Raw genomic sequence first — 12723 nt, 5'->3', positions numbered from 1 at the left:
CGATTTTTAGTTCAATTTCGACAACTTAGCACAAGGCGATGGGAATTAATGCGATCAGAGTTACTGTTGTGCTTCCCAAAGACCAAGAAAGTACTTGCCGTAAACCACTTCAGTTTGCATATGCATAATCAGTAAAAATACAATCAAAGCTAATATAAAGCGATTGAAATAACGGCTGACTTTGGTACGAACTTTTATATCGAATACTCCGATATGAATACCAACATAGGCAAAGGGGTAAACCAACAAAACAGCGAGTAACCAACCTAGGTAGCCGGATATCGCCATTTCTTCGTAGCCGATCATAATACCTCCACAATGAAAACGACGGGAACGTGGTTAGTATTCATCATCTAACGGAGGCGAAATGTCAGAATTTACACAGCTGCGAGCCGTTGCCAAAAAGTCCCTTAAATAAGTTACTTATCTATTTATAAAATCTTGAGAACCAAGAAAATCTTGTGCCATTTTTGGCGAACTGATGTGGATGAACTCGATAGGCGAACCTTTTAAGTCATCTTTCAGTTTTAAATAACGCTTCCGATTCTTTCGGTAATTCTTAACCGACCACCAAATAATTGAATCCTTACTCAAAAACGCTTTTCTAAAACTTTCTCTATTTCCAGTTCCTTCCCAGAACTCTTCTTGAGTCCATGCCCTTTTGATAGCACGAGTTACGGAGCGATAAGTGGTGATAGAACGTGAATAATCGAGCCAGATGATGGTATCGACCCTTTGCCATTTGTACGGTTGTGTTCTGCTGTAGTTCCCGTCGAGTACCCAAGCCTCTTGTTGAGTTACGTCCACGACTTTATCGAAGAACGTCTCATCATCGAGTTCTTTCCAGTCGGGAAGCCAGAACAACCTGTCCATTTCTATGTACGTGACACCTAATTTCATTGCGAGCTGCTTTGAAAACGTCGATTTACCGCTTCCGCTGCTGCCTACTACATTGATCCTTTTCATTAAAAACCTCCTAGGTGACCGTACCAAATTGACAAAGAGCGACGCATTCCAACTATAGGTAAGTGTGGAAAATGCGGAGGCGGGATACTAATGATTACGTTTTAAAGTTCTAGTGTAGGTTCAATAAGATGTGAAGTTACGCGCATAAAAAAGCCTCCAGTGAAGGAGGCTTGCAATAATTCATGAGCTAATTACAACTTATCCCATGCGTCTGACCAGTAAACGGTTTCACCAGGCGCATAAGAAGGGTTTGAACACCAGCCCGTGTATGGCCACGGTTTACACTGATACAAGTTGCCATCTGAACCTGTGACAATGTCACCTGCCTCATAGGTTTTTCCAGATTCATACGGAGGGTAACTGCTGCCATCAGAAACAATCACAGAGCGTTGAGCTGTCGTAGTCTGATTTGCACTATCCGTTACTCGGTAAACCAAGTCGTAGACACCTAGCACGTTAACATCTACGCTGCCCTCTACACGAACTTGATCAGTCAAATCACCGTCTTCTGCATCCGTCGCTTTTACGCCTGCCATTGGGTCAAATGCGTCACCAAGCTGTATGGTCGTATCCGTTACACCTTCAAACTCAGGCACTAGGCTGTAAACAACAACTGTTCTGCTTTGCTTGGTTTCATTGTTGTCGCTGTCTTTTACACTGTAAACCAAAACATATGTGCCAACGGTGTTCACATCAACTGAACCTTCAACAGTAATGCTGTTAGTTAGGTCTCCATCTTCTTTGTCAGACGCGGTAACACCTGCATACGGATCAAATGAACTACCGTGATGCACGCGAACATCACTGATGCCGCTGAACACCGGTTCGCCTTCACTTGGCGGTGGTGGAGTCTGGCCATGAATAAACGGACCGTAATCCTTCACAAACTTTTCACCGTACGCCTGACCATTCTTGTCTGTGCCCATATCCCAGTTCACCGACCATGTCATTACGCCACGAAGTGCCTGCCCTTGCGCTTTAAGTTGGTCAAACGCATCGTAAAGATCTTGAGGGTCTTGTACAAAGCCTGTTGCGGCTGCATCAATGTTAGATGGAATACCAAACACCAATTTGTCATGCGGAATTTTGTGGAAACCACGTGTACCGTTCGATAGAGAGTCTGAAATGTAGTAAATGAATTCTTGTTTTAGCGCATCATTGTTTTGTGCAATCCAACCCACACCTTCAACCCAAATGCCATCACCACCTTGGTTGTAAAACTGAGGGTTGATCCAATCGTAGTACCCTTCTAATCCAGTAATATAAGGAACGTATTTGCCACCTTCTGTTAAGTATGGAAACTCAGGCGCCATCGTAATTAGGAAGTTTTTACCCTGCTGTTGGTAGTGTTCTTTTACAAGGCGAAGTGCAGCTGGAATTACGGTTTGGTTGTCTGACGCGGTTACTGCAGATTGCTCTAAATCGATATCCAGACCATCAAAGCCGAATTTATCAGTCAGGCGGATGATCTCTTGTGCGAATGCTTGCTCATCGCCAGTTTTCAGCTCAACGTGTGCATCTGCACCACCAAGCGCAATAAGAACGGCGCGTCCTTGTTGGTTTAGTGCGCCAATTTGATCAATAAATTGTTGTTCTGAAAGACCAATATTTGGATCGAGCTTAAAGGTTGGGATACGGCCTTCACTGGTATTGAACACCTTCATAAAGGAGACGTTAACCACATTGTACATAGGATCAACTTCATCCAGCGTCACACACGGTGCATTACCGCCCTTGTAACCAGCCCCATCGCACCAGTTATGCCAATAACCGACTACGACACCACCATCTGGATTCACCATCTCATTAGCGGATGCTACGTTTGAAAGACCACTCAAACCCAATGCTACTGCTAGATATAGCGCTTTTTGCTTCATCGTGTTACCTCTCATCCATTTTGCTTCATCACAACAATCATTCAGCACTTTCTATTGGTGCCTAATGAATTTTGATTGGATTATATGGCCGTATTGAGAAAACAGATACACGTGCAAAGTTATGTTTTCCATGTCTATTTTATAATTGTGATCTTAATTCACGACGCGAAATGAATAGGAAATTAGCGTTCGCTCTCAAGCGTGACTTACTATCAAAATCAGGCAAAAAGTTAACCAAAATCTATTTTTTGGAGGTCACTCGCAACGATTTAATCAGGATTTAACCCTGTTCATATAAAAAGTTTGCACAACGTAGACATTGGGCTGGAATGCCAACTTATATAATGCGGGCTTACATAAATAGAGGTTATTTTTATGAAATTAAAAACAGTGTCAGCTTGCGCAATCTTGGTTTTGCTTGTCGGATGTCAGCAAAAAACTCAAGATGAAGCGACACAGCCAACAACCTCGGCAGATGTATGTAGTACACAAGGAAATATGCCAGGTGGGTGGAACGAATTCGATGCTACCCCAGACGCACAAAAGGCAATGGCCTTTGTCCTAAACAAAATGGAAACTCTCTCTTCGTTTAAACAGATCTTGTCCGTTCATGCACAAATTGTGAGTGGTGTGAACTACGCGATAGAGTTTGAATTGAATGACGGCTCAGTTTGGAACACGGTTGTTTACCGCAACCTTGATGGTGAGTATGCGATTACGCAGTCACCGAAAGAAGGTCGCTTCTGCGAACAATAAATGCTTCGAGACTGAGAACCAAAAAGCCCCGCTATTTTACACCGTAATCTAGCGGGGCTTTTTGTTTATCAATGTTTACCAATACCGTTGACCGTTACCGATTAAGAATCAAATGCCATCTGAGACTTCACAGAAACCGTAGAACCAAGTCGCGACGGTTCAACATCAATGCGTTGCGCCATTTGCTCTTTCAGCTCGGATACGTGAGAAATCACGCCAATCATGCGACCCGTTTGCTGTAAGTCGACCAAGGTTTGAATCGCAAGATCCAAAGATTCCGGATCTAAGCTGCCAAAACCTTCATCAATAAACAGCGTATCCAAGCGAATACCGCCACTGTAAGACTGCACAACATCAGATAGACCGAGCGCTAATGCCAACGCTGCCATGAAAGATTCACCACCTGATAACGTCGCAACATCGCGCGTTTTACCTGTGTAACTATCCTCAACTACCAAATCCAAGCCTCGTCCTGCCGCCCCTTTGAAGCCTTCAGTTTTACGAGCCAAGATATAACGACCTTTACTCATCAGACTTAAGCGCTGTGACGCTTGAATCAATACATCGTCTAATAATACACCAAGGACAAATCGGTGCAGACTGATGCGGCTACCCGTTTTACCGCTTGCAACGTCATACAAGGTGCCAAACACTTTATATTCGTCTTCTAACTTAGTGTTCTTGTCGTGTAACGTAGCGATATCATTACGGACTTTCTCTAGACGTTCAAACAAAGAGCGTGTGCTATCAAGCTGATTGCGTGCTTCAACATAACCTTGCTGAACACTGTTTAGCTTAACGTTAAGCCCTTCTAAATCTGGTAACACCAAGTCTTTCAACGTTGAATTCAAGTCTGCCAATGTTTGTTCTGCCTTGATTTGAGTTTGTTTGAACGCATCAATCTCTTGCTGCCAAACCTGCATCTCGGCCTCATCAACTTTACTTGTTAGGAATTGCGCTTCATCCTCGAATGCGCTCGCCTGCAACGCTTGCGCCCAATCAGCTTTAGCTGTGTTCAAACGCTCTAGTGCCTCATTCAACCACTGTTGATTAGTTGTCAGTTGGCTTTCAATATTGGTCTTCGCCAGCACGGCTTGTTGCAAATGGTTTTGTGCAGACTCGAATGTGGCATTTAACTCCGCAATCTGTTTTTGAATCGCAACAATGTCTTGCTCAAGAACTTCAAGAGATGAGTACTTAGCATCTAACGAAGCAGACAGTTTAGCCAATTGCTCTTGGTTCACTTTCACCGTCGATTCATTCGCTGCCATCTGGTTTTGTAGATCACTGATCTTACCCTCACCAGTAACACAACGCTGGTTTAACTCATTGACGCTTTGTTCCAGCTGAACCAAGTTAATCGATGACAATTGCTGTAAACGTTCATTGAGCTGCTGCATAGACGCTTGTAACGCGCTTAAATCCATTAATGCGTTTTGGCCAAGTTCAACGGATAATTGCTCAATCTGCTGCTTGTATTGTCCGACTGCGATATTGTGCTGCTCCAACTGATTGTTCAATTGGTTAAGTACAACTTGCCCTTCTCGCTCCGCGTTTCGAGCGCGCTGAACTTGCTCTTTTGTTACCTCTTCACCAACAAATTGAGCGGGTTGAGGGTGTTCTACACTACCGCACACCGGACACATTTCACCGGCTTGTAAGCGCTGAGCCAATACTGCGGCTTGAGCATTGTGCCAGCTCAATTCAAGTGTATCTGCTGAGCGTTGAAGTTCTACGTATCTCGCTTTTGCTTGGTCAACCGAAGCTTGTTTACTAGGAGTCAATGCATCCAATTTCGCTAGCTCTTGGTTTAAGCCAGTGAGCTTCTGTAGGTCTTGCATCAAACGTTGTTGCTGTTTTATCTCAGCCTCTACACTGCCAATACTTGCAACATCGACTCGAGCTTGATCCAGTGACTTCTGACCTTGTTGCGCCTCTAGCGTTAACTTCTCTTTCAGAGCGATATATTTATTAAGCGTTACCTCAAACTCTGACTTTTGCGTCAAACCTGCGTTAATGGCTTTCTCTAGTTCTGACTTTTCAACCAACTTTCCTTTCATGCCTTCAAGTTGGTATTGCTGCTCTGTCAGTTTTGGCAATTGTGCAGCTTGTTCTTTCGCGGTTTGCAATGCGCCTTCTTTGGATTTTACCGCGTCATTTGCCACAGTAAGATCTTGAGATAGCTTAGCCACCTTTTGCTCAAGTTCTTGCGTTTGCTTTGAGGCATTTTGTAACGTGACATAAGGCAACTCAACCTTGCTTGCCTTCTTCGCATTGTCTAACTGCAATTGACGTGATGAGACAGCATCGCTCTGTTCCAAGTGTTGCTTCAACGCAATTTCGGCTTGCTCGCGCTTTTTGAACTCATTGCTCAGCGCTTCTGCTTTTTGCAGTTCCGTTTTTACCGCATTTAATTGCGCCAGAGATTCTTGCTCTTGCTTTTGCACAGATTCAAATTGAGAAGCTAACGCTTCACGCTGCTCTGTTAACTCCACTTCGGAAGAAACACCAGCTACCTGCAGCGCGCCTCGAATTTGGTTATCAAACTCGTCTTTGGCTTTGCTAATGGCACTCGCTTTGTCTTTCAGTGCGTATTCAATCTTCTTGTAGATATCCGTTTGGAATAGCTGACCAAATATCTCTTCACGCTCTTTGGACGTCGCAAGTAACAACTCTCGAAACTTACCTTGTGGCAACACCATCACTTGGCGGAACTGAGTTTCGTTCAAGCCAATAATATTGGTCACTTCTGTCTTTACTTGCGTTGTTTTGCTAGTGATGAGCTTTTCTTCGCCCGTAATCTCATACAAAGCTGCGGTATGCTTACGCACCGTCATGCCCTCACCACGCGCTTTTGGCGCTTCTTGTTCTGGTGAGCGAATCACTCGATAAGACTTACCGTGCAAAGAGAACTCTAGCGTCACTTCAGTCAGCAACGTTGGCGCTGCCATATCGCAACGCATTTGAGTACCTTGGCGCTCGTTACCCGTTGTTTCACCATAAAGCGCAAAACAAATCGCATCGAGAATTGATGTTTTACCCGAACCAGTAGGGCCATTGATAAGAAACAGAGGGTTAGTTCCCAGCTTGTCGAATTCAATCGTTTCTGTTTGAGCAAACGGACCAAAAGCCTGCATTGTCAGTTTAATGGGTTTCATGTTTGGTCCTTACTGAGCTTGCTGGGAAAGTTGTTTAATGATGTCACTGATCGCTTGATCTTGTTCTTGCGATAATTGGCTGTCTTGCGCTTCCGAAAAGAAGTCTCGGAACATGTCTATCTCACTTCTCGCCAACTTCGCTTGCGCCATCTCCTGCTCGACACCAATTAACATGCCCGGTTTTTCTAGGTGCAAAACATTCGGGTAAACAGTACGTAGCTTTTCCATTGGGTTTAAGATTGCGTGCTTATCCATCAAACGTACCAACAAGTAGTCTTCGTTTTTCGGATCGGTTTTGCCCTGCTCTATTACTTGTTCAAGTTCACCTTCAACGATTCGCATCTCATGAGGTGCAGCAAGGTCAACATGCTCTGCCGAGACAAAACCGTTTTGGTCGATTTCCACCAGCGTGAAACCTTTCTTCTGGTTTTGTTCACCAAAGCTGTATTTCATCAGTGAACCAGAATAACGAATGTACTCTTCGCCTTTTTTCTGTGGCTGATGCAAATGCCCCAACGCCACATAGTCAAAGTTGAGGAAATGCTCGTGACTTACGCGGTCGGAACCGCCAATCGAAAGTGGACGCTCAGATTCAGACTCAATGGCACCATCGACAAAGCAGTGGCTGACTAACACGTTGCGTTGCTCTGATTGGAACTGCTCAGTGATTTTTTCGGCAAGTAACTTGTGCGCTTGATCGTGGGTCGAAACGGGTTCTTGATAGGCAAAACGGACTTGCTCAGGGTCGTTATAAGGCATGCCATAAAAAGCAACTTGCCCTGCGCTTTCGGTTTCAATAACAACAGGGATAAGCATGTCTTCGAAGTTACTGATAATGTGAAGACCCGCGTTTTTCATTTGTTCTGAACCAAAACCCAAGCGCTCAGCACCATCATGGTTGCCAGAAATCAAAATCATCGGCGTGTTTAGCTCACCACAGATTCGTTTCACTACTTTGTTAAGTAGCTCAATCGCAATGGTTGGTGGGACAGAACGGTCATAAATATCACCAGCAACAACCACTGCATCAACAGGGTTGTTTTCAATGTATTGGATTAACTGGTCAAGAACGGCTTGCTGATCGTCAAGCAAAGAGACGTTATGAAACTGTCGGCCAAGGTGCCAATCTGAGGTATGGATAAACTTCATTCGAATTCACTTTCTGCCATCTACATGGCGTTATCTTATTATCCCCCTAGGATATCGTGAGTTAGTAAGCTTTTCATGTGGTTTGTGTGGAAATTCATGCGACGACAACAGCTGTCAACTAAACGACTATTTCGCGTATCGCTTTAGATAGGCAGCTATAGAACCTGTTTTGAGCTGTTGCACTAAGCTCGAAAAAATAGGTTTACTTGTTCCAGATGCATTAACTAGTATATATCTCCACGCCAAAACTTCTATACTCTTTATAAGCCCTTAGTTTTACATCCTGTAAACTTATCCCATTGTCTACAGTATTTTTTGGATTCAAAACCTAATAAATCAACAAATTTTGAACTTTCAATTTGTTGAGAGGAAGTTGCGTTAAGCAATACCTCTAAAAAACACGTCGCTATAGCATCTTTTACTGCGTAATCCCCATTAAGAAAACAATTTTCAACTAGAATGAAAACCTGCTGTCTTTTTTGGATTGAAATTTCGTCGATATTCTCGATAAAGTAGCTAGCAAATTCTGTGAAGTCATTTGATAGTCCAGCGTCTTCGCCGTCCCAGTAATCTAAATACTCTTCCCATTCAGCCATAAATTCAGGCACGATAATAAGTAATGATTTAATCACTTCTTTACCAGTCATACATCCCTTCTCAAAAAATCATACGTATGTTTTTATTGTCCGAACATAATATTCGAATCAGCTCTTAAGTGCATTCATTAGATCAAGCATAACGTTTTCTGCCGCGGCTCGATCATTAGAGGAAGCAGTTGGATTTTTTGCCAACCATTTCGTTAATGCTTCAATTGCATCTACTCCCTTTTGAGAGTGAAACCTGCCTCCGACACTTTTCCCTGTTATTCTCTCATATCTAATTGCATCAGCCGTACTACCACTACCAACCTTAGCATTCTCGCGGTATAGACTATCCATCAATTGGCTCAAACGCTTTTCTTTTACAAACGGTTTTTCCATTCCTTTCCGGAGCTCAACTTTTAGCTTTTCATGTAGTATAGGATTTGAAGCTCCTCGCACATTAAATACTTCACTAGCATGAGAAGTATATTTAGTCGCCATAGCTCCCTGCCCGACAATGGGAACCATTGCAGAAAGGGAAATGCCCGCGTTAACAAAGTCACCAGTTACACCATATAAGACCGTATTAATTGCGTCAGGAATAATACCAACTCCAGGTACCATACCGGCGGCATCGAGTGCCATATGCACATCGTTAATACCTAAAGCTGAATGATGCGGGGACGAAGACGCATGTAGTTTGTAATTGGACGAAGCCTGAGAGCCTGTAGCTTGATAATTCCCTGACCCCATTGCGTAATACACCGACTTCTCAGGCGAGTTATCATTGTGTCCGGCAAGAAGTGTCGGCGTATCTTCTTTTGCACATAAACCCAAGGGGTCGACCCAAGAAACTGGATTTGGCGCAAATTGATAGTGGTTGGTTCCACCAAGCAGCCCTAGGGGATCGGGTTGGATAAATCGACCTATTTGAGGGTCGTAGTAACGTGCTAAGTTGTAGTGCAGACCAGTCTCAATATCGAAGTACTGCCCCAGTAAGCGAAAGTTATTTTTAACCGTCTCGATTTCAACGTGAGCAAATCCAAAGGTATCGTATGTTGCTTGCCAAACTACCTGCCCATTCGAGTCCACCAAACGCTCTGGAGTTCCGATTTGATTGCATTGGAAGAAATAACACTCGCCGTTTTCAATAAGTGCAAGCGGAACAAAACTGTTTGGTTGATATAGATACCACCGAAAACCTGAACGAGAATACTCGCCGACTAAATGACTTCCTTGCCAAATAAATTCGGAGGTCCCATTTTCGCTGATTTTCTTCGTTCTTCGACCTAGCGCATCGTATTCAAATTGGCATAAATGCCCTTCGCTTTCGACGACAATCAGTTGCCCTTTAGCATCGTAAGTGCAGTACTGCTCTCGTCCATTGCCTTGACTACTGGTTCTGTTTCCTAGTTCATCGTACTCGTACCTGATACCATGGTATTCAATAAGACGGTCATGTTTTCGCTGCGCACTGTCGTCATTAAAGTTGCCAAAACTGTCATAGACGTATGACTCTTCAGAGGTTTCTGTCTTTACTCTTTCTAAGTGGCCGAGCTCATCATATTGATAATGTTGAGCTCCCTTCTCACTGTCGATGATAAGCGAAAGAAAATGCTGTGCGTTGAAATGGTATTTACGCTCGAAACCAGTCCATGTTTGGCGCTTCAAGCGACCTATTCCATCGAACTCTCTTCGTTCTTTTCCCGCGCTATAAGTGATTATCGATAAACGTTGTAATTCATCGTATTCAAACTTAATTGACTCTTCTCTTTCAGAGCCGTTTGAATGAATAATTAATCCACATATCATGCCAAATTGGTCATGCTCATATAGCACCTCTGTGCCGTCGTCATAACGTTGAGAGCGGAGTAAACCGTTATCTTGGTACTGATTGACGAAAGAAAAGCGTCCCTGCTCTTCACTTACCAATTTTGTACCTAGATACGTATAGGAAACGTTAGAAAAGCGGTTATGCGCGCGGATTAACTTGCCGCCTAAGGTGTGTTGGTAATGGTCCTCAACACTACGATTTTTACCATGGGCTTTCACCCTCGCGATGCGACCAACTTCGTCATACTCAAAAGAGATGCGACCACTACAATGTAAGATTTCACTTAATCTTTCAGCGCGGTCATAGGTGTAGTTTGTTTGAAATTGATCGAAGCTAATTGTCTGGCTGATCTGGCCATCTGGAGTGTATTCAAACTCGTATTGGCAACCGTCAGAACGCTTGATAGATATCAGTTTCCTTTCCGCATCGTACGTGAAGGAAAAAGAGCTTTGATCTGGTTGAACAATTTCCGTTGGTTGAGCAAAGTTCCCCCAAACAATTTGGGTTGTCCCTCTTGGCGTATGAACCTGTTTAACTCGCCCAACTTCGTCATACTGGTAGCGATGCTCTCGAGACGTACCATCTTCTGAGCTTTGGAAGTATAGGCGTGTGAGTAAGTTGCTTTCGTTGCGCTCAAATCCGCTTATAAGGCCATGTGGGTAAGCGACACCGTTCACTCGATCGCGCTCATCATAGCTATAGCGAATCAAACTTTGATCGACTTTTTTTGCTAACAGCTGATGCGAGTCATTCCACCACCATTGTGTACGAGAGCCAGTATCAGCACTCCTTTCTACTTGTCTGCCATATTTATCAAATACGGCGCGTTCTTGAAGCCCATTACTGTGTTGGTGCCACACGAGCTGACCAAGTGCATTGAACTCTTTAAACTCGATTTCACCGTCAGGAAAGTGATGCTTAATACATTGGCCAAATTCGTTGTATTCAAAATCCTCTGTAGCCCCCGACGAGTGTGTTTTTTTCTCGAGCAAGCCAAATGGGTTGTAGCTATGGTGGGTGTATGTCTGATCTGCGTTGACAGTACAAACTAATCTACCGAGTGAGTCGTACTCAAATGCCCTACATCTCGATTCAGGGCTTACACTCTCAAGCAACTTGCCTTGTTCATTGTGTTTATAGTGCCAACAGTGTCCGAGTGAATTTCGGTATTTGGATTCGGTCCCATCAAACTCAAACGAGTAATCATAAACGCTTTCATCCGCCCAATTTTTTATGCATTGCGCATCAGGCCCTCGCCCAGACCATGTAAAGTAGTGAGAAAGTCCGCTAGCTCTTGTTCGTTTAACAATTAGGTTTGTATCATCGTATTGGTATTGCTCGGTTAAACCATTTTCATTCTGAGCAGCTATCAATCGCCCATCAACATCGAAATCGTACTTGGCTAGCAAATGTTGAGTCTTTGGGTTTCTAATCTCTATTAATTGGCCTTGATGGTTGTATTGGAGCTCAAGCTGGTTTTGTCGGTTGACGCATATATGGGTGATACGGTGATTTCGAGAGTATTCGAGATTTACCGCTTTCATATGACCTAGACGGATTTCAGTGGCAACCCACTGCTCATTCTTTAAGAAAAACTTGATTTGAGCTTCATTGCTTAACGTAACTAATCGATAACCGCTGTTATGATACTGGCAACTCGCACCTACATAAGTTTGGTAACTAATTCCACCTTTGGCGACATTAGGAAATAGGATTGTGTCCCCCATTTCGTCGATGAACAGCCACCCCGTCACATTAGATTTTTCATCCAATACGTCTGTTAGCTCATATTGAAAAATATGTCTCCAACCAAAACCAAGCGTGGTAGAAGAATCGCACAACGATGAGCGATACGTTCGTGACCAAACCAATCCATTCGGCAGTCCGACATCAGACAATGAGAGATTTTCTTCCCCTGTGACCATGGAAACAGGATCGCCTGCTTTTACATGCCTTTTGCTACTTTCTTCCTGAGGAGCACTATTACTTGCGACAGTGTTGGTACCTGAATGAGTGGCTTTCGAGTTATTACGCTCAACCTTCGCCAGTTGGTTTATGACTTGGGAAGGTATGTTAGCCGATGGATAAAATGTGCTTGGTGCAGTCTTAGGCAACTCAATAGCAAAAAGGATTTTTTCTTGTAATCCTTGAGCAATAATTTGAAGAAGTTCAGACTTAGTCTTTGTCTGGTATTCATGTGAAAAAGTCGCACTCATGCTTGTCCATGACGCAATTTCACTGAGCTCCTCTAAATCGGAAAAATGAAATTGCTCAATAAACGCTTCTGCACTTCGAGCGGTTGCAAAGCTTTGTTCCGATCCGGTACTGAGTTGCTGCGTGGAAAAGTAAAACGTGATTCCGTTTAAAGATGTGAGTTTGACAATCCTTTGTATATTCATTTT

At 43.6% G+C, this 12723-nt stretch carries 8 protein-coding genes; 1 reads left to right on the top strand and 7 read right to left on the bottom strand.

All coding sequences use genetic code 11. The features are described 5' to 3' along the window. Window positions 1-60: 60 nt before the first annotated feature. The 3 genes from ACLIIY_RS24680 to ACLIIY_RS24670 all read right to left on the bottom strand — a co-directional run bounded on the left by ACLIIY_RS24680 (window position 61) and on the right by ACLIIY_RS24670 (window position 2843). Window positions 61-306 (bottom strand): hypothetical protein, encoded by a 246-nt coding sequence (locus ACLIIY_RS24680; RefSeq protein ID WP_274791278.1) that lies wholly within the window; start codon window positions 304-306, stop codon window positions 61-63. 117 nt (window positions 307-423) lie between these two features. After that, entirely contained in the window at window positions 424-966 is a 543-nt protein-coding gene (locus tag ACLIIY_RS24675; RefSeq protein ID WP_434528704.1) for an adenylate kinase, read from the bottom strand. A 191-nt stretch (window positions 967-1157) separates the two neighbouring features. Beyond that, a complete protein-coding gene (locus tag ACLIIY_RS24670; protein ID WP_045399936.1) occupies window positions 1158-2843 on the bottom strand; it encodes an immunoglobulin-like domain-containing protein in 1686 nt (561 codons plus the stop codon). A gap of 375 nt (window positions 2844-3218) precedes the next feature. Between ACLIIY_RS24670 and ACLIIY_RS24665 the strand changes: the two genes are divergently transcribed. Next, the gene (locus ACLIIY_RS24665; protein ID WP_032802381.1) at window positions 3219-3599 is read left to right on the top strand and encodes a cystatin domain-containing protein; all 381 of its coding nucleotides are present in this window, start codon (window positions 3219-3221) and stop codon (window positions 3597-3599) included. A 101-nt stretch (window positions 3600-3700) separates the two neighbouring features. On the opposite strand, the gene ACLIIY_RS24660 is transcribed toward ACLIIY_RS24665, so the two are convergent. The 4 genes from ACLIIY_RS24660 to ACLIIY_RS24645 form a co-directional block, all read right to left on the bottom strand. Further along, window positions 3701-6757: an AAA family ATPase gene (locus tag ACLIIY_RS24660; protein ID WP_434528703.1), complete on the bottom strand. Its 3057-nt coding sequence runs from the start codon at window positions 6755-6757 to the stop codon at window positions 3701-3703. 9 nt (window positions 6758-6766) lie between these two features. Further along, window positions 6767-7906, bottom strand: a complete 1140-nt coding sequence (locus ACLIIY_RS24655) for an exonuclease SbcCD subunit D (protein WP_434528702.1) — start codon at window positions 7904-7906, stop codon at window positions 6767-6769. A gap of 260 nt (window positions 7907-8166) precedes the next feature. Then, window positions 8167-8553, bottom strand: coding sequence for a DUF7674 family protein (locus tag ACLIIY_RS24650; RefSeq protein WP_434528701.1), 387 nt, complete (start codon window positions 8551-8553; stop codon window positions 8167-8169). A gap of 57 nt (window positions 8554-8610) precedes the next feature. Then, entirely contained in the window at window positions 8611-12720 is a 4110-nt protein-coding gene (locus tag ACLIIY_RS24645) for an RHS repeat-associated core domain-containing protein (RefSeq protein ID WP_434528700.1), read from the bottom strand. Window positions 12721-12723: the final 3 nt, after the last annotated feature.

It is taken from the genome of Vibrio sp. K4, assembly GCF_051122595.1.
GTDB lineage: Bacteria > Pseudomonadota > Gammaproteobacteria > Enterobacterales > Vibrionaceae > Vibrio > Vibrio owensii.
This window is presented reverse-complemented; position numbering and strand designations above follow the sequence as displayed.